Source organism: Pseudomonas sp. BF-R-19, assembly GCF_019956445.1.
Classification (GTDB): Bacteria; Pseudomonadota; Gammaproteobacteria; order Pseudomonadales; family Pseudomonadaceae; genus Aquipseudomonas; species Aquipseudomonas fluorescens_BH.
Window position 1 is genome coordinate 40,194 of sequence record NZ_JAHBDN010000043.1, and the last position, 17,995, is coordinate 58,188.

The following is a 17,995-nucleotide window of genomic DNA, read 5'->3' on the forward strand; positions in this document are numbered from 1 at the left end:
ATGGCCTCCTGACTGCGGCTCTACAGTCGGAGAAGACTACAGGGCGTCCTGATCGGCGCCCTTTTTTTTGCCTGTTGAGTCAGAGGCTCTTGGTCCAGAACAGCATTCGACCATGAGCCGGGTCGAACATGCCGGCGGCGAAACCGGCTTTTTCATACGAACCCTGCGCCACGGCATTGCCTTCCAATACTTCCAGGGTGAGCTTGCAGCAGCCACGTTGACGGGCGATGTCCTCGACCTTTTGCAGCATCTTCTGGCTCAAGCCCAGGCCGCGAAATTTTTTCACCACCGATACATCGTGCACATTGACCAGCGGCCGGCAGGCAAAGGTCGAGAATCCCTCGAAGCAATTGACCAGCCCGGCCGGCTCGCCACCGACAAAGGCCAGCACGCTGAAAGCGTGGGGGCGCCTGGCGAGCTCTGCCGGGAGTTGCGCCAGTACATTGGCTGGCAACGGCTGGCCGCCTCCCATCGGGTCCTCGGCGTAGTGGTTCAACAGCAGACAAATAGCCTCGGCATGCACCGGATTGGTGTAACTGGCCTGAAGCACAAGAATTTCTGCGGAGTCCATTTCCATCCTCGATCACACATGAAGTAGCCCCCAGCATGTATTTCACGCTGAAGTGCCGGCAGACCATAGCGCGAGCACCGTGGTACCGACAATCGCAACCGCGCAAATTTTTGGCGCTCAAGCGCCCCAGATCAAGGCTTCGGTCCATCCCAGCTCGGCAAAATCCTCGGCGCGCAAGTGCGACTCTCCGGCGCAGAAAAACTCGTCGAGTTGCGGTGGCTGGACCGAGGTGCCGCTGAGCATGGCGTGAACCTGGCCGCGGTGATGGATCTGGTGTTCAAACAAATGGGACAACAGGCGCAAACGACTGTCGTGTTGCGGGTTGTCGCGGGCGATGGTCACGATTTTGCCGAGGTCGGCGTCGCGCATCTGCTCGCAGTAGGCGATCAGCCGGCGGTCGACGTGGGCCTGTTCGCCAACCAGGTCCGTTGCCATGAGGCAGGGCTCGTCTTCCTTGAAAAACACCCGGCAATCGGGATGCGGGTCGTCGCCGCGCAGTTCGCGCTCCAGGGCGTCCACATAAAACCAGTCACAGGTGAGGATGTGGTTGAGCGTGGCGCGGATCGTGGGGAAGAAGCTGACCCGGGGTGCGCTCAGTTCCTGCGGGCTCAACTGACGCCAGGCCTTGGCCAGTCGGTGATTGGCCCAGGCGTTCTGATAGGCCATGGTCAGCAAATGGTGTGACAGGGGCTGATTCATGTTCGCTGCTCCCGATCAAATCCCGATCAAACTTCGGCAAACCGTTGCAGTTGCATTTCCTGCAATCGACTGAGGGTGCGGCGGAACGGGAACTCCAGATAACCCTCGGTGTAAAGCGACGCCATCGGCACCTGCGCCTCAAGGTACAGCGGCACCTTGCGGTCGTAGCACTCGTCCACCAGGGCAATGAACCGTCGCACCCCGTCGTCATGCACCGACAACTGCGGCAACTCGCGATCCCCCGCGTCCACCCGCTCGACACCGTCCTCGGTGCCACGGGCAATGCGCCCGGCGCGTTTCTGTGCGCTGAGGTTGGGCACGTCACTCAACAGAATAGCGCCGTAGGTATCGCACAGGGCGATGAAATCCATGGCCGCGAAGGGTTGCTCGCACAGCGCGGCGTAACGGGTCCAGAGCACAGTCGGGCTGGCCTTGACCACCTCAAGGGTGCGGTAACCGACCTGGATCGACTCGCTCGAAACCGACTGGCCGACGCTCAACGTCTGGAACACTTCACCCAGCGCGCCGGGCCTGCCGGGCTCGGCCACCCAGTAGCGTTGCGAACCGGCACCCGGATGCAGGCGATGGTCTTCCGCACCATCCACCGCAATCACCTGCATGTGCTGCTTGATCGCCGCGATGGCGGGCATGAAACGGTCGCGATTGAAGCCGTCGGCGTACAACTGGTCCGGCGGCAGATTGGACGTGCAGACCACCACCACGCCCTGTTCGAACATCACCTGGAACAGGCGCCCGAGAATAATCGCGTCGCCGATGTCGTTGACGAACAACTCATCGAAACACAGAACGCGCACTTCTTCGGCCAGTTCACGGGCCAACGCCTTGAGCGGATCGGCGGTGCCGGTCAGTTGAAACGAGCGCTGGTGCACCCAGCCCATGAAGTGGTGAAAGTGCTGGCGCCGCGCCGGTACGCGCAGGCTTTGGTAGAACTGGTCCATCAACCAGGTCTTGCCCCGCCCCACCGGCCCCCACAGGTACACGCCGGAAATGGGCGCGCGGCCTTCGTGCAGGGCTTCGTGGCACTTTTGCAGGGCCCACACGGCATGTTCCTGGGCCTCGTCCTGGACGAAGCCCTTTTGTTCGATGGCATGCTGCCAGGCGCTTAAGGGGGAATCGATAGTCATGGGCGGCAGTATGCCATTGCGAATGAAAAACGTGACCGGTGATCGGCAGTTTTGTGCAGAAAGGAAAAGCGCCTTGACGCTTTAAATTACTAGCATCATATTTAATAGATGTTGCTGAAAATCTATTAAATCTTGTCGCCATCCCTCTGGAGTCATCCCATGCATTACAAAGTTTTCGGTCGTAAAACCGGCTTGCGTGTTTCCGAACTGGCACTGGGTGCCGGTAATTTCGGTACCGGTTGGGGCCATGGCGCCGAGCGTGACGAAGCCAGACGGATTTTTGATGGCTATCTGGAAGCCGGTGGCAATTTCATCGATACCGCCAACGGCTATCAGGGCGGGCAGTCCGAGGCCATGCTCAGCGAATTCATCGCCGCAGAGCGGGATCGCCTGGTCATCGCCACCAAATACACCCTCGGGACTACACCGGCGGCCGGCATTTCCCACACCGGTAACAGCCGCAAGAACATGGTGCGCGCCGTCGAAGAAAGCCTTAAACGGCTGAAGACCGAGCATATCGACCTGTTCTGGGCGCACATGAGCGACGGCGTCACGCCCATGGAAGAGATCCTGCGCGGCTTCGACGACCTGGTCAGTGCCGGCAAGATTCATTACGCCGGGCTGTCGAACTTCCCCGCGTGGCGCATCGCCCGCGCCGACCTCTTGGCCGAGGTGCGTGGTTTTGCGCCGATTGCCGCGATCCAGGTCGAGTACAGCCTCGCCGAACGCACTGCTGAGCGTGAACAACTGCCGATGGCCGAAGCCCTGGGTCTGGCAGCGACCTTGTGGTCGCCGCTGGGTGGCGGCTTCCTGACTGGCAAATATCGCAACAGTGAGGGCGACAATCGCGCGAACAAGCTCGGCGTGCTGATTCACGCCGAAAAAAGCGCCCGCGAAACCGCCCTGCTCGACACCTTGATCGATGTCGCCGCAGAACTGGACGCCAGCCCGACCCACGTGGCCATCGCCTGGTTGCGGGAAAAGGCCAGGCGCTCGACCACGGCGCTGATCCCGATCCTCGGTTCCCGGACCCGTGAGCAACTGGACGCGACATTGGGGGCGCTGGATGTGCAGTTGAGCACCGAGCAGTTGGCGCGACTGGACGGCGTCAGTGACGTGGCCAAAGGCGTGCCGCACGAATCCATTTCCGGTTCGTTCGCGCGGTTCAGCGGGGGGCAGATTCTCGACCTGCCGGCCATTCCAGTGGCCTGACACAAATCAAAATTGTGGGAGCGGCGGTGCGGCGATCCGACTTGCTCGCGAAAGCGTCGTTTCAGTCGACATTGGTGTTGAATGACATACCGCTTTCGCGAGCAAGCCCGCTCCCACATTGGGTTTTGTATTACTTATCGACCTTGTGTTTGGCCGCATACAAACACAGCATCTCCATCGCCAGCGTCGCCGCCGCCAGTGACGTAATCTCCGCGCTGTCATAGGCCGGGGCCACTTCCACCACGTCCATGCCCACCAGGTTGATCCCGCGCAGACCGCCGAGAATCTCCAGCGCCTGCACCGTGCTCAAGCCGCCGCACACCGGTGTTCCGGTACCCGGAGCGAACGCCGGATCGAGGCAGTCGATGTCGAAGGTCAGGTACACCGGGTTGTCGCCGACCCGCGCGCGAATCGCCTCGACAATCGCCTCGCAGCCACGGCGATGCACCTGCCGCGCGTCCAGCACTTGAAAGCCCTGGTGATCATCATTGGTGGTGCGCAAACCGATTTGTACCGAGCGCGACGGGTCTACCAGCCCTTCCTTGGCCGCGTGCCAGAACATGGTGCCGTGGTCGATGCGCTTGCCCTCTTCATCCGGCCAGGTGTCGCTGTGGGCGTCGAAGTGGATCAGCGACAACGCCCCATGCTTGCGGGCATGGGCCTTGAGCAGCGGATAGGTGATGAAATGGTCGCCGCCAAAGGTCAGCATTGCCGTGCCGGCATTGAGGATGTGCTCGGCGTGGGCCTCAATCATTTCAGGCGTCGACTGCGGCGAGCCGTAATCGAAATCGCAATCGCCGTAGTCGATGACCGCCAGATGATCGAACGGGTCAAACGTCCACGGCCAGTGCCGTTCCCAGGCGATCCCGGCAGAGGCGGCACGAATGCCCCGTGGTCCGAAGCGGGCGCCGGGGCGGTTGCTGGTGGCCGTGTCGAACGGCACGCCACTGACGGCCACATCAACGCCACGCAGGTCACGACTGTAGCGCCGACGCATGAAACTGGTGATACCAGCGTAGGTACTTTCGGCGGCCGTACCGTATAGGCTGTCGCGGGTAATGGCTTGATCGTTCTGCATCGGGACGTCCATTGAAGGCTCCTTCTCTTTTCTTATTGGCGGCTACGGAAAGTGGTCCACAAGCGGGTGCGCTGGCGCATGTCCTTGAGTCTCATGCTGCGGTCGGCGTAAAGCCGTTCCCGCACGTCGGCCAGCGGGTAGATGTTCGGATCGGTGCGCACCGCTTCATCCACCAGCGGCGTGGCGGCCTGGTTCGCCGTGGCGAAGAACAACGTATTAGTCAGTGCCGCGACGGACTCGGGGCGCAACATGAACTCGATAAAGACGCGGGCGGCTTCGGGGTGCGGCGCATCCTTGGGAATCGCCAGGTTGTCCTGCCACACGAGGGTGCCTTCCCTGGGAATCCGGTAGGCGATTTCATAGGGTTTGTTCGCCTTGCGTGCCTGGTCGGCGGCCATGCTCGCGTCACCGTTGTAGGTCAGCGCCAGGCACACGCTGCCATTGGCCAGGTCGCTGATCTGCCGCCCGGTGGCGACGTACAGCACGTTCGGCTGTAGCTGATGCAGCAACGCCTCGGCGGCTGACAGATCGTTCTTGTCCGTGCTGTAGGGATCTTTACCCAGGTAATGCAGCGCCAGTCCGATCACCTCCTGGGGTGAGTCGAGAATGGCGATGCCGCAGTCTTTCAACTGGCTCGCGTACTCGGGTTTGAACAGCAGGTCCAGGCTGTTGAGCGGCGCATCCGGCAAGCGCTGCTTGACCGCCTCGACGTTCATGCCCAAACCCAGGGTGCCCCAGGTGTAAGGCACGCCGTAACGGTTGCCCGGGTCGACAGCGGCGAGTTTTTCCAGCAAGTCCGGATCGAGGTTGGCGTAACCCTTGAGTCCTTCATGGGGAATCGGTTTCAACGCCCCCGCCGCAAGACCCCGGGCCAGCACGCTGGAGGACGGCACCACCACGTCATAACCGCTGCCACCGGTGAGCAACTTGGTCTCCAGCACCTCCGAAGAATCAAAGGTGTCGTAGCGCACATGGATGCCCGTCTCCTGCTCAAACCGTTGCAGGGTTTCGGGGGCCACGTAATCGGCCCAACTGTACAGATTGACCACCTTGTCTTCGGCCTGGACCGAGGCGGCCATGGCAAGGAACAGCGCGGGTAAACACAGCTTGAACATGGGAGCCATGACGAACACCTGACCAGAGGAAGTGGTGGCAGGATGCGTCGTCGGATACATTGGTAAAATATCAAGTTAATTAACCTGACTTTATGACGGAGTAATGTTTGATGCTCGGCCAGCTCCACGATCTGGATCTGCAATTGTTGCGTCTGTTTGTCAGCGTGGTGGAGTGCGGTGGTTTCAGCGCCGCCCAGGGCGAGTTGGGGTTGAGCCAGTCGAGCATCAGCCAGCAAATGGCCAAACTGGAAACGCGCCTTGGCTATCGGCTATGCAGTCGTGGCAAGGGCGGGTTCCGGATCACACCCAAGGGCGAACAACTGCTCAGCGCCACCCGTGGATTGTTCCAGTCCATCGAAGCCTTCCGTCATCAATCCAACGGCGTGGCCGGGCGCTTGATCGGCGAAGTGCGCCTGGGTCTGTCCGAAGCCCTGGATCAATCGGTGCTGCAACGGGTGGCCGGGGCGATCCGGCGCTTCCGTGAACGGGACGAGTCAGTGCGCATCGAACTGATCAGCGCCATGCCCGGCGAAATGGAGCGCCTGCTGCTGCAACAGCGGCTGGACCTGGCCATCGGCTACTTCTCGCAAGTGCAAAGTGCGTTTGACTACCGCCAATTGTTCATTGAAACCCAGCATCTGTATTGCGCCCCCGGCCATCCGCTGTTCACCAACCCGAACCCGGACGATCAGGATCTGCAGGCCTGCGACCGGGTCGACCACCCCTACCGTTTCCTGCGCAGTGACGAACCCTTCCAGGGCAAGTTGTGTTCGGCACGCTCCGAACAAGTCGAAGGCACCCTCGCCTTCATCCTTTCCGGCAGGCATGTCGGTTACTTGCCCAGCCACTTCGCTCGTGGCTGGGAAGACAAGGGTTTGCTCAGGGCCGTGCGCCGAGGCGACATGAGTTTCGATGTCGAGTTTCATCTGGCCCGGCACCGGGCACAGGTGGCCGGCGAGGCGCAGAAGGCGTTCGAAGAGGATCTGCTCGCGGCGTTTGCCTGAATTGGCCTTGGTCTACGCTGTAACAATACCGGACACCGACATGCAAAATTGCACAGATAACCTGCACTTATCCGGGTTGTACAAGGCAAATTTGCACTGATACGATCCGTCATCGCTCGCGCGCGAGCATCTCGATAAAGACAATAAAAGCAGGGAGTTAGTGATGACTGCTCAAGTTTCATCGAAGGGGGCGCAGTTCATGGATGCCCTGCAAAACGAAGTGCTGGCCGAGGTACGCAACCACATTGGTCACCTGACCCTCAACCGCCCCGCCGGCCTCAATGCCCTCACCCTGGACATGGTGCGCAACCTGCACCGCCAGCTCGACGCCTGGGCCCAGGATCCGCAAGTCCATGCCGTGGTCTTGCGCGGTGCCGGGGAAAAAGCCTTCTGCGCCGGTGGTGACATTCGCTCGCTGCATGACAGCTTCAAAAGCGGCGACACCCTGCATGAAGATTTCTTCGTCGAGGAATACGCCCTCGACCTCGCGATCCACCATTACCGCAAACCGGTGCTGGCCCTGATGGACGGTTTTGTCCTCGGTGGCGGCATGGGCCTGGTGCAAGGCGCGGACTTGCGTGTGGTCACCGAGAAAAGCCGCCTGGCCATGCCGGAAGTCGGCATCGGCTACTTCCCGGACGTCGGCGGCAGTTACTTCCTGCCGCGCATCCCCGGTGAACTGGGGATTTACCTCGGCGTCAGCGGGGTACAGATTCGCGCCGCCGATGCGCTGTATTGCGGCCTGGCCGACTGGTACATCGAAAGCGCCAAGCTGGGCACGCTGGACGAAAAACTCGACCAGCTCGAATGGCACGACACGCCGCTCAAGGATCTGCAAGGCCTGCTGGCAACACTCGCCAGGCAGCATCTGCCTGATGCGCCACTGGCGACCTTGCGCCCGGCCATCGACCACTTCTTCGCCCAACCCGATGTGCCGAGTATTGTGAAGCAACTGCGTCAGGTAGCGGTCGCCGACAGCCATGAGTGGGCCATCACCACCGCCGACCTGCTGGAAACCCGCTCGCCGCTGGCCATGGCCGTGACCCTGGAAATGCTCCGTCGCGGACGCGAGCTGCCACTGGAACAATGTTTCGCCCTTGAGCTGCATCTGGACCGCCAGTGGTTCGAGCGCGGCGACCTGATCGAAGGCGTGCGCGCCTTGCTGATCGACAAAGACAAGACACCGCGCTGGAACCCGCCCACCCTCGAGGCGCTGGACGCCGAACACGTGGCGAGCTTCTTCAGCGAGTTTGACCAGAGCGAGAGCTGAGCCATGCACGATATCGAATTGAGCGAAGAGCAAGTCATGATCCGCGACATGGCCCGGGATTTTGCCCGCGGCGAAATCGCGCCCCATGCCCAGGCCTGGGAAAAGGCCGGCTGGATCGATGACGGTCTGGTGGCGAAGATGGGTGAACTGGGCCTGCTGGGCATGGTGGTCCCCGAGGAATGGGGTGGCACCTATGTCGATTACGTGGCCTACGCGCTGGCGGTAGAAGAGATTTCCGCCGGCGACGGTGCTACCGGCGCCTTCATGAGCATCCACAACTCCGTGGGCTGCGGGCCGGTGCTCAACTACGGCAGCGAAGAACAGAAACAGACCTGGCTGGCGGACCTGGCCAGCGGAAAGGTCATCGGCTGCTTCTGCCTGACCGAACCCCAGGCCGGTTCCGAGGCGCACAACCTGCGCACCCGCGCCGAACTGCGCGACGGCCAGTGGGTGATCAACGGCGCCAAGCAGTTCGTCAGCAATGGCAAGCGTGCCAAGCTGGCGATTGTGTTTGCCGTGACCGATCCGGACCTGGGCAAACGTGGCATCTCGGCGTTCCTGGTGCCGACCGACACTGCCGGCTTTATCGTTGATCGCACCGAACACAAGATGGGCATACGTGCTTCCGACACCTGTGCGGTGACCCTGAACAACTGCACCATCCCTGAGGCCAATCTGCTCGGCGAGCGCGGAAAAGGCCTGGCCATCGCCCTGTCCAACCTCGAAGGCGGCCGCATCGGCATCGCCGCCCAGGCACTGGGCATCGCCCGCGCGGCGTTCGAAGCGGCGCTGGCCTACTCCCGTGATCGTGTGCAGTTCGGCAAAACGATCAATGAGCACCAGAGCATCGCCAACCTGCTGGCCGACATGCACATGCAGTTGAACGCCGCGCGACTGCTGATCCTGCACGCTGCCCGCCTGCGCACGGCCGGCAAACCCTGCCTGTCGGAGGCGTCACAAGCCAAGCTGTTTGCTTCGGAAATGGCGGAAAAGGTCTGCTCGTCCGCCATTCAGATTCATGGCGGGTATGGGTATCTGGAAGACTATCCGGTGGAGAAGTACTACCGGGATGCGCGGATCACGCAGATCTACGAAGGGTCGAGCGAGATTCAGCGGATGGTGATTGCCCGCGAACTGAAGAACTACCTGGTGTGAAGCCCTGTAGGAGCGAGCTCGCTCGCGATGGAGGTCAACAATGACGCGGGGCACCTGAATCAACCCGGCGCCCTCAGGTTTTTCGCGAGCAAGCTCGCTCCTACAGGAGCAGGCTTGCTCAAAATGGCGTTAACATCACTTGCCTTGGAACTCAGCCTCACGCTTGGCAATAAACGCCGCCATCCCTTCCTTCTGATCCTGCGTCGCAAACGCCGCATGGAACACCCGGCGCTCAAAGCGCACGCCTTCGGCCAGGCTCACTTCAAAGGCACGGTTGACGCTTTCCTTGACCATCATCGCAATCGGCAGCGACTTCTTGGCAATCAGCGCCGCGACTTTCAGCGCTTCATCCAGCAGCTCATCACTCGGCACGATACGCGCGACAATCCCGCAACGCTCCGCTTCCACGGCATCGATCAGACGACCGCTAAGGCACATTTCCATGGCCTTGGCCTTGCCCACCGCGCGGGTCAGGCGCTGGGTGCCGCCCATGCCCGGCAGCACGCCGAGGTTGATTTCCGGCTGGCCGAATCGGGCGTTGTCACCAGCCAGGATGAAGTCGCACATCAACGCCAGTTCGCAGCCGCCACCCAGGGCGAAACCGTTGACCGCCGCGATGATCGGTTTGCGGCGGTTGGCCACGCGATCGCTGTCGCTGAACAGGTCGTCGATGTAGATCTGCGGATAGGTCAGCTCGGCCATTTCCTTGATATCGGCACCGGCGGCGAAGGCTTTTTTCGAACCGGTCAGGACGATGCAGCCGATGTTCGAGTCAGCCTCGAAGCCATCGAGGGCGTGGTTCAGTTCGCTGACGATCTGCGCGTTCAACGCGTTCAACGCTTGTGGACGGTTGAGGGTGATCAGGCCAACGCGGCCGTGGGTTTCCAGCAAAATCGTTTCATAACTCACAGGGGACTCCTTCTTATAGATTGCGCGAAATGACCATGCGCTGAATATCGCTGGTGCCTTCATAGATCTGGCAGACCCGCACGTCGCGGTAGATCCGTTCCAGCGGAAAGTCGTTGAGGTAACCGTAACCGCCCAGGGTTTGCAGCGCCGAGGAGCATACCTTCTCGGCCATTTCCGAGGCGAACAACTTGGCCATCGACGCTTCGACCAGCGCTGGCTTGCCGCTGTCGCGCAGGGCGGCGGCGTAGTGCACCATTTGCCGCGCCACAGCGATCTGGGTCGCCATGTCCGCCAGGCGAAAGGCCACGGCCTGGTGCTCGATGATCGGCTTGCCGAAGCTCTCGCGCTCACGGGCGTAATCACGCGCCGCTTCGAATGCGGCACGGGCCATGCCCACCGATTGCGAAGCGATGCCGACGCGGCCGCCTTCAAGGTTGGCCAGGGCAATCCTGTAGCCTTCGCCCTCCTCGCCCAAACGATTGGCCAGCGGCACCTTCACGTCTTCGAAGAGGATCTGGCAGGTGTCGGACGCATGCTGACCGAGCTTGTCTTCGACCCGCGCAACGGTGTAGCCCGGCGAATCGGTCGGCACGATAAAGGCGCTGATGCCGCGTTTGCCAGCGCTCGGATCGGTCACCGCAAACACGATCACCACCCCGGCATTCTGCCCGGAGGTGATGAATTGCTTGCAGCCGTTGAGCACGTAGTGATCGCCTTCCAGGCGCGCACGGGTTTTCAGGCCACTGGCGTCGGAACCGGCCTGGGGTTCGGTCAGGGCGAAAGCGCCAAGCATCGCACCGCTGGCCAGTGGCTTGAGGAAGCGCTCTTTCTGCTCATCGGTGCCGTAGTTGAGAATCGGCACACAGCCCACGGAGTTGTGCACGCTCATGATGGTCGAGCAGGCGCCATCGCCGGCGGCGATTTCTTCCAGCGCCATGGCGTAGGCCAGGTAACCGGTGTCACATCCGCCCCACTGCTCCGGCACCAGCATGCCGAAGAAGCCCAGTGCGGCCATCTCGCCGATGGCTTCCTTGGGAAAGCGATGCTCGCGGTCCCACTCGGCAGCGAACGGCTTCAGCCGTTCCTGGGCAAAGTCCCGGGCCATGTCGCGGATTTGTTGTTGGTCGTCATTGGGGATCATGGTGAATCCTTGAATCTGGTTACGACGCAGCCCCCTGTGGGAGCGGGCTTGCTCCGGGCGGCGATCCGACGAAGAGGCCGTGTCAGTCGACATCTTTGTTGAATGACACACCGCTTTCGCGAGCAAGCCCGCTCCCACATGGGATTGGCGTCAGTTTCAGTAGAGGCATTCCACGGCCATGGCCGTCGCTTCACCGCCGCCGATACAAATCGCTGCAACGCCACGTTTCAAGCCTTTCTGGCGCAGGGCCGAAAGCAGGGTCACCAGAATCCGCGCACCGGACGCACCGATCGGGTGCCCGAGGGCGCAAGCGCCGCCGTGCACGTTGAGTTTCTCGTGGGGGATTTCCAGATGAGTCATCGCGGCCATGCCGACCACGGCGAAGGCTTCGTTGACTTCCACCAGATCGACGTCATTGAGCGACCAGCCGGTTTTTTTCATCAATTTCTTGATCGCACCGATTGGCGCCACCGGGAATAGGCCCGGGGTGTCGGCGAATGCGGCGTGGCCATGAATCACCGCCAAGGGTTTCAGACCTTGCTTCTGTGCCTGCGACTGGCGCATCAGCACCAACGCAGCGGCACCGTCGGAGATCGAACTGGAGTTGGCCGCCGTCACCGTACCGCCTTCGCGGAACGCCGGTTTCAACGAGGCGATCTTGTCCAGCCTGGCTTTAGGTGGCTGCTCGTCGTTGCTGATCACGACTTGCTCTTTGCCGACCGTCACGGTCAGCGGAACGATTTCGTCCTTGAAGCTGCCGTCCTTGATCGCCTGCTGTGCGCGGGTGGTCGAGGCAATGGCGAACGCGTCCTGGGCTTCACGGCTGAAGCTGTTGGTTTCGGCGCATTCTTCGGCGAAGGTGCCCATCAGGCGGCCCTTGTCGTAGGCGTCTTCGAGGCCGTCGAGAAACATCGAGTCCTGCACCCGGCCATGGCCCATGCGGTAGCCGGCACGGGCGCGGTCCAGCAGATAGGGCGCGTTGGACATGCTTTCCATGCCACCGGCGACCACCACGTCGGCACTGCCCGCCACCAGCATGTCATGGGCCAGGATCGCCGCTTCCATGCCGGAACCGCACATCTTGTTCAGAGTGGTGCAGCGGGTCGATTTATCCAGCCCCGCGCCCAGCGCCGCCTGACGCGCAGGGGCCTGGCCAAGGCCTGCCGGCAGTACGCAGCCGAACAACACTTCGTCGACACTATCACTGGCAACGCCGGCACGTTCGACGGCGGCCTTGATGGCGGCCGCACCGAGTTGCGGCGCGGTCAGGCTTTTCAGTTCGCCCTGGAAACCGCCCATCGGGGTGCGGACGGCGCTGACGATAACAATTGGATCGTTGGACATTGTCATGACAAATCCTCCTTACTTGGCGGCCATGCGCAAGGCACCGTCGAGACGGATCACCTCGCCGTTGAGCATGCTGTTTTCAATAATATGCTTGACCAGCCCGGCATACTCGCCCGGTTTGCCCAAACGCGGCGGGAATGGCACGCCTGCGGCCAGGGAATCGCGGACTTCCTGGGTCATGCCGGCCATCATCGGCGTCTCGAAGATGCCTGGGGCGATCGTCATGACACGGATGCCGAAACGCGCCAGTTCGCGGGCCGCCGGCAAGGTCAGGCTGACAATCGCACCCTTGGACGCCGCGTAAGCCGCCTGGCCGATCTGACCGTCGTAAGCCGCGGCAGACGCGGTGTTGATGATCACGCCGCGCTCGCCATCGGCATCCGCTTCGGTCTCGGCAATCGCCGCTGCCGCAAGACGCAGCATGTTGAAGCTGCCGATCAGGTTGACGTTGATCACCTGGCTGAAACTGGCCAGCGCGTGTGGACCATTTTTGCCGAGAATCTTCTCGCCACGCACGATGCCGGCGCAATTGACCAGGCCATTGAGGCCGCCAAAAGCCTTGACCGTCGCCTGCACCGCGGCTTCGGCCGCCGCTTCGTCGCTGATGTCCGCCACCACGCTGTGTGCGCCAAGGCGCTGGGCCTGGGCTGCAACGGCTTCGGCGTTCATGTCCACCAGCATCACTTTCGCGCCAGCGGCGACCAGTACCTCGGCAGTCGCTGCACCGAGGCCGGAAGCGCCACCGGTGACGATAAAAATCTTGTTCTCGATCTGCATCATTGTTTCCCTGGATTCAAGCTGGAAGGTTCTTCGCCGCGGCCTCTTGAGCCTTGGCGATTTCCTGGTTGCGCAAGATAAAGCGCTGCAATTTGCCGCTTGGGGTTTTCGGCAATTCGCTGACAAATTCGATTTCACGAGGGTACGAGTGCGCCGCCAGACGCTTGCGCACGTGTTGGCGCAGCTCTTCGGCCAACTCGGGGGCGGCGCGGTATTGCGCGCTGAGCACGACGAACGCCTTGACCAGTTCGGTGCGCTCCGGATCGGGCTTGCCAACCACGGCGGCCTCGACCACGGCCGGGTGTTCGATCAGCGCACTTTCCACATCGAACGGACCGACCCGGTAGCCGGAGGTGGTGATCACGTCATCGCTGCGACCGACGAAGCTGATGCTGCCGTCCGGGTTCCACTCGACGGTGTCGCCACTCAGGTAATAGTTGCCGACAAAAGCCTTGGTCGGCCCGCCTTCGTAACCGGCGAACCAGCACATCGGCGACTGGCTGCGGTCGATGGCCAGGATGCCCGGCTGGCCAACGCCGAGTTCCTTGTAGTCGTCATCCAGCACCACGATGCGGTGGCCCGGCGAGGCAAAACCGGCGGCGCCCATGTGAATCGGGTGCTCAAGGCCGTGGTGATTGCACAGCACCATGCCCAGTTCGGTCTGGCCGTAGTGGTCGTGGATCACGACGCCGAGGTTGTCGGCGAACCAGCGGATCACTTCCGGGTTCAGCGGCTCGCCGGCGCTACTGACGATGCGCAGCTTGCCCTTGATCGATCTGGCGAATTCATCGCCGCCGGCAATCAGTAAGCGGTAGGCCGTCGGCGAACCGGTGAGGTTGGTGATCCCGTACTTGTTGATTACCCGGCAGGTGCTTTCGAGGGTGAACGGGCCATCGTAAAAGGTGATCGGATGGCCCATGGCCATTGGCCCGGTGACACCGAAATAAATACCGTAGGCCCAACCCGGATCGGCGACGTTCCAGAAGGCGTCTTCCGGGCGCAGATCCACCGCATCGCGGGTGTAGCTCTGGAAGGCAACGATGGCCTTGAGCGGCACCGACAGTGCTTTCGACGGGCCGGTGGTGCCCGAGGTGAACATCAGCAGGAACGGATCTTCGCCGGTCAGCAGCACCGGTTCACAGTCGGCGGAATAGTTGGCCAGTTCGGCCCAGAAACTGAAATCGCCACGCACCAGGCCCTGCCCTTTGGCGCCGGTGACGGTCACCGTGGTCGGGCAATCGGCGACTTCGGCGAGTTTCGACCGGTTCACTGCATCGGTCACCACCACTTTGGCGCCAGAGCTGCTCAGGCGATGCTCGATGGCTTTGGGGCCGAACGCGGTAAACAGCGGTTGATACACCGCGCCGATGCGCCAGGTGGCGAACACGGTGATCAACAGCTCGATATTGCGTGGCAACAGGCCGGCGACCTTGTCGCCTTTCTTCACGCCCTGAGCCAGCAGGTAGTTGGCGAAACGCGCGGCCTTGTCTTGCAAGTCGGCGAAGGTGTACGTCGCACCGGTGCCGTCGCGTCCTTCCCAGAACAGTGCGATGCGACCCGGCAAGGCATGCCGGTCACAGCATTCGACACAGGCGTTGAGGGCCGTCAAATCGCCCGCGAGTGCGGCATCGACGGTGTGCTGATAGTTGAACTGAGAAGTAGCAGACAAGTAATCGCGCATTGCCAGAATCCCTCTGTGTTTTTTATTAGGTTGGGGGGAACCGTAATCAACAGGGAAATACTCGCTCTGCGCGGGTTACCGGGCAATGGTCAAAGCTATCAAGTTGTCTGACTGCTTTGGCCAAAGCCCGCAGGGTATCAAGCGATGAAGCGCACCCCGGGTTTGGCGCGTTCGTCCACGGTCAGCTCGAACACATCCGGCCGCGCGTAGTGGCCGACCACGTCAAAGTCGTAGCGGGCGCGTACCAGGTCGTCCGTGTCGATTTGTGCGGTGAGCAAACCGGCGCTGTCACGCAACGGTCCGGCGAGGATGTCGCCCATGGGACCGACGATCACGCTGCCGCCGGCGATCAACGGCCGCTCCGCCGGCCAGTTGGCGATGTCCACACCCAAGGCCTGGGGCGATGCCTGGACCTGACAGGCACTGACCACAAAGCAGCGCCCCTCATGGGCGATGTGGCGCATGCTGACTTGCCACATCTCCCGCTCGTCCACGGTCGGCGCGCACCACACCTCCACGCCCTTGGCGTACATCGCGGTGCGCAGCAGCGGCATCATGTTTTCCCAGCACACCAGCGCACCGACGCGCCCGACCTGGCTGTCGATCACCGGCAAGGTCGAACCATCGCCCTTGCCCCAGATCAGCCGTTCGGTGCCCGTGGGCATCAACTTGCGGTGTTTGGCCAGCAGCCCTGCCTGCGGATCGAAGTACAGCGCGGTGCAGTACAAGGTGCTGCCGGCGCGCTCGATCACGCCGATCACCAGATTGGCTGCGGTGCGTGCAGACAGCGCCGCCAGCGCCTCGGTTTCCGCGCCGGGTACGTCGATGGCATTGGCAAAATAGCGAGCAAAGGCTTCGCGCCCTTGCGGCAGGCGATAGCCCAATTGCGTGCCAAAGCCCTCGCCTTTTGGATAACCGCCCAGCAGCGCTTCCGGCATCACCACCAACCCGGCGCCGGATTCGATGATCGCGTTTTCATAGGACAGGATCTGTTCCAGGGTTTCAGCCTTGCCACCGGGCAAGGCGCCGATTTGCAGGGCCGCAACGATTGATTTGGGCATCTCGGAAACTCCATTCGCATCAGGTGTTGCTCATTCTCCTGCGCCACGTGATCATCAATAAAGACCGATTCACTGCTGAATGATATGAACCAAATGAATATCACCGACGTCGACCTCAATCTGCTCAAAGTCTTCGAAGCACTGCACGAAGAGTCCAGCGCCAGCCGTGCCGCACTGCGCCTGGGCGTGACGCAATCGGCCGTCAGCGCGGCCTTGCGTCGGTTGCGCGAGGTGTATGGCGATCAGTTGTTCGTGCGCACCGGACGCGGCCTGGCCCCCTCGCTCAAGGCCAATCAGCTCAAACCGGTGGTCAGCGATGCCCTGAACAAATGCCGGCAGAGCCTGGCGATGGTCGATCCGGCCGCGCAACAGTACGAAGGTCGCTCGGTCACCTTGGGAATGTCGGATGATTTCGAGATTGCCTACGGCCGGCGGCTGATCGAAGAAATCGCCCGGTGCGCGCCGAAACTGCGGTTGATCTTCCGCCAGACCCACAGCCAGATCGTCGCCCAGGCGCTGATGGAACGCAGCATTGACCTGGCGATTGCTGCGGGCGGGTTTGCCGAGCGGCTGCTCAGTCGTCAGGTGCTGGGGGAAGGTGGTTATCTGTGCCTGGTGGACCCGTCGAGCCTGGTCGAGGGCCAGCAGAGCATCAGTCTTGAGGAGTTTGTGGCCCGCGAACACATTCTGGTGTCCTCCGGCGGTTTTATCGGGATTACCGATGAAGGATTGGCGGCGCTGGGGCTCAGTCGACGGGTGTGCGCCTCGACCACGCATTTTGCCGCGTTGCCCCATTTGCTCAAAGGCAGCCGGGCGGTGGCGACCATTCCGGCCCATGCCGCCCAAAGCATCGCAACGCTCAGCGGACTGGCGCTGCTGCCCTGCCCCTTGGCCTTGCCGCGCTACCCGATCGAACTGGGCTGGCGGACCAGCACCCAGCTTGACCCGGTGGTGTTGAAAGTGCGCGAGGCGATTGTCGCGAGCTTCGCGTGACAACGGTTGTTACTTGTTGGCCGCCATCAGGCGATTGACTTCACTGCGCACCATGTTGGCGTATTCCGGGGGCGACATGCCATCCAGTTCGGCGCGCACCCATTCCGCCCACTTGCCTTTGCGCTTGGCCCGTTCGCCGAACAACCGCGCGGCCTCACCCTTGGCTTTGCCCAGGTTGTTTTGCCAGAGTTCGAACAGACGGGATTTCTCGTCTTCAAGCGCAGCGCGCTCGGCGAGGGGTTTGTCGGCCAGATTGAAGCTCATGGGAATTTCCTGCTGCGTAAAATAGGCGACATCTTACACTGTAGGACGAAATGTCCTGCGCCGGTTTTTCAGCAAGATGGCCTCCCCGGGCAAAATAGCTGCAACTTTTCCGACGGCGACTGACTCCATTGTTCACTGTCCACTCACCTGCAAGGAGTACTTCAATGGCCCGCAAAACCGCCGCTCAAGCCGCCGAAGATCAAATCAAGGATCAAGCGTTCAGCGAGCTTCAATCGCTGATCGAAGAGTCGGAAAAGCTGCTGAAAAGCAGCGCCTCGCTGGTCGGGGAAGAAGCGGAGACCCTTCACGGACAAATCGCCCTGAAACTCCAGCAGGCCAGGGATTCGGTGAGTAGCGTGCGCGACCGCACCCTGCCCGCGGTCGAGGCCACTGAAACCTATATCGGCGGGCATCCATGGCAAACCGTGGCGATTTCCGCCGGGTTTGGCCTGGTGGTGGGGTTGTTGTTGGGGCGTCGCTAAGCACTGGCAAACACTGAACCCTGTGGGAGCGGGCTTGCTCGCGAAGGCGGTGTGTCAGCAACTTGGATATTGGCTGACACGACGCCTTCGC

Annotated in this window: 18 protein-coding genes and 1 pseudogene; 7 read left to right on the forward strand and 12 right to left on the reverse strand. The window is 61.7% G+C overall.

What is annotated here, in order from left to right:
- Positions 1 to 79 precede the first annotated feature (79 nt).
- The 3 genes from KGB28_RS10110 to zapE form a co-directional block, all read right to left on the reverse strand.
- On the reverse strand, positions 80 to 571 hold the full coding sequence (locus KGB28_RS10110) for a GNAT family N-acetyltransferase (protein WP_223444588.1): 492 nt from the start codon (positions 569 to 571) through the stop codon (positions 80 to 82).
- 117 nt (positions 572 to 688) lie between these two features.
- Positions 689 to 1,270 (reverse strand): DinB family protein, encoded by a 582-nt coding sequence (locus KGB28_RS10115; protein WP_223444590.1) that lies wholly within the window; start codon positions 1,268 to 1,270, stop codon positions 689 to 691.
- A 26-nt stretch (positions 1,271 to 1,296) separates the two neighbouring features.
- Positions 1,297 to 2,415 carry a cell division protein ZapE gene (gene zapE / locus KGB28_RS10120; RefSeq protein ID WP_223444592.1) on the reverse strand — a complete coding sequence of 373 codons (1,119 nt, stop codon included), beginning with the start codon at positions 2,413 to 2,415 and terminating at the stop codon, positions 1,297 to 1,299.
- A gap of 159 nt (positions 2,416 to 2,574) precedes the next feature.
- Here zapE and KGB28_RS10125 point away from each other — a divergent pair, with 159 nt between their 5' ends.
- Positions 2,575 to 3,627, forward strand: coding sequence for an aldo/keto reductase (locus KGB28_RS10125; protein ID WP_223444594.1), 1,053 nt, complete (start codon positions 2,575 to 2,577; stop codon positions 3,625 to 3,627).
- Between the two features lie 130 nt (positions 3,628 to 3,757).
- On the opposite strand, the gene speB is transcribed toward KGB28_RS10125, so the two are convergent.
- Together speB and KGB28_RS10135 are read right to left on the reverse strand one after the other, a co-directional pair.
- Positions 3,758 to 4,717: an agmatinase gene (gene speB / locus KGB28_RS10130; RefSeq protein ID WP_223444596.1), complete on the reverse strand. Its 960-nt coding sequence runs from the start codon at positions 4,715 to 4,717 to the stop codon at positions 3,758 to 3,760.
- Between the two features lie 20 nt (positions 4,718 to 4,737).
- Positions 4,738 to 5,829: a polyamine ABC transporter substrate-binding protein gene (locus KGB28_RS10135; protein ID WP_223444598.1), complete on the reverse strand. Its 1,092-nt coding sequence runs from the start codon at positions 5,827 to 5,829 to the stop codon at positions 4,738 to 4,740.
- A 101-nt stretch (positions 5,830 to 5,930) separates the two neighbouring features.
- Between KGB28_RS10135 and KGB28_RS10140 the strand changes: the two genes are divergently transcribed.
- From KGB28_RS10140 to KGB28_RS31640, 4 genes and pseudogenes are all read left to right on the forward strand, one after another.
- A complete protein-coding gene (locus KGB28_RS10140) occupies positions 5,931 to 6,824 on the forward strand; it encodes a LysR family transcriptional regulator (RefSeq protein ID WP_223444600.1) in 894 nt (297 codons plus the stop codon).
- A 163-nt stretch (positions 6,825 to 6,987) separates the two neighbouring features.
- The gene (locus KGB28_RS10145) at positions 6,988 to 8,094 is read left to right on the forward strand and encodes an enoyl-CoA hydratase/isomerase family protein (RefSeq protein WP_150757053.1); all 1,107 of its coding nucleotides are present in this window, start codon (positions 6,988 to 6,990) and stop codon (positions 8,092 to 8,094) included.
- Between the two features lie 3 nt (positions 8,095 to 8,097).
- The gene (locus KGB28_RS10150; protein WP_150753569.1) at positions 8,098 to 9,249 is read left to right on the forward strand and encodes an acyl-CoA dehydrogenase family protein; all 1,152 of its coding nucleotides are present in this window, start codon (positions 8,098 to 8,100) and stop codon (positions 9,247 to 9,249) included.
- A 27-nt stretch (positions 9,250 to 9,276) separates the two neighbouring features.
- A pseudogene (locus KGB28_RS31640) lies at positions 9,277 to 9,354 on the forward strand (outer membrane lipoprotein carrier protein LolA); the annotation flags it as partial.
- A 30-nt stretch (positions 9,355 to 9,384) separates the two neighbouring features.
- Here KGB28_RS31640 and KGB28_RS10160 read toward each other — a convergent pair.
- From KGB28_RS10160 to KGB28_RS10185, 6 genes are all read right to left on the reverse strand, one after another.
- Positions 9,385 to 10,158 (reverse strand): enoyl-CoA hydratase, encoded by a 774-nt coding sequence (locus KGB28_RS10160; protein ID WP_223444602.1) that lies wholly within the window; start codon positions 10,156 to 10,158, stop codon positions 9,385 to 9,387.
- A gap of 13 nt (positions 10,159 to 10,171) precedes the next feature.
- On the reverse strand, positions 10,172 to 11,299 hold the full coding sequence (locus tag KGB28_RS10165; protein ID WP_223444604.1) for an acyl-CoA dehydrogenase: 1,128 nt from the start codon (positions 11,297 to 11,299) through the stop codon (positions 10,172 to 10,174).
- Between the two features lie 156 nt (positions 11,300 to 11,455).
- Entirely contained in the window at positions 11,456 to 12,649 is a 1,194-nt protein-coding gene (locus KGB28_RS10170; protein WP_150723736.1) for an acetyl-CoA C-acyltransferase, read from the reverse strand.
- A 12-nt stretch (positions 12,650 to 12,661) separates the two neighbouring features.
- Positions 12,662 to 13,423, reverse strand: a complete 762-nt coding sequence (locus KGB28_RS10175) for an SDR family NAD(P)-dependent oxidoreductase (protein ID WP_223444605.1) — start codon at positions 13,421 to 13,423, stop codon at positions 12,662 to 12,664.
- A 16-nt stretch (positions 13,424 to 13,439) separates the two neighbouring features.
- Positions 13,440 to 15,104: an AMP-binding protein gene (locus KGB28_RS10180; RefSeq protein WP_223444607.1), complete on the reverse strand. Its 1,665-nt coding sequence runs from the start codon at positions 15,102 to 15,104 to the stop codon at positions 13,440 to 13,442.
- A 137-nt stretch (positions 15,105 to 15,241) separates the two neighbouring features.
- Positions 15,242 to 16,165 (reverse strand): carbon-nitrogen hydrolase family protein, encoded by a 924-nt coding sequence (locus KGB28_RS10185; RefSeq protein ID WP_223444609.1) that lies wholly within the window; start codon positions 16,163 to 16,165, stop codon positions 15,242 to 15,244.
- 84 nt (positions 16,166 to 16,249) lie between these two features.
- Here KGB28_RS10185 and KGB28_RS10190 point away from each other — a divergent pair, with 84 nt between their 5' ends.
- Positions 16,250 to 17,158, forward strand: coding sequence for a LysR family transcriptional regulator (locus tag KGB28_RS10190; protein WP_223444611.1), 909 nt, complete (start codon positions 16,250 to 16,252; stop codon positions 17,156 to 17,158).
- Positions 17,159 to 17,167: 9 nt separating this feature from the next.
- Here the strand turns inward: KGB28_RS10190 and KGB28_RS10195 are convergent, their stop codons facing one another.
- Positions 17,168 to 17,422: a hypothetical protein gene (locus tag KGB28_RS10195; protein ID WP_007970091.1), complete on the reverse strand. Its 255-nt coding sequence runs from the start codon at positions 17,420 to 17,422 to the stop codon at positions 17,168 to 17,170.
- 164 nt (positions 17,423 to 17,586) lie between these two features.
- Between KGB28_RS10195 and KGB28_RS10200 the strand changes: the two genes are divergently transcribed.
- A complete protein-coding gene (locus KGB28_RS10200) occupies positions 17,587 to 17,904 on the forward strand; it encodes a YqjD family protein (RefSeq protein ID WP_150723731.1) in 318 nt (105 codons plus the stop codon).
- Positions 17,905 to 17,995 lie beyond the last annotated feature (91 nt).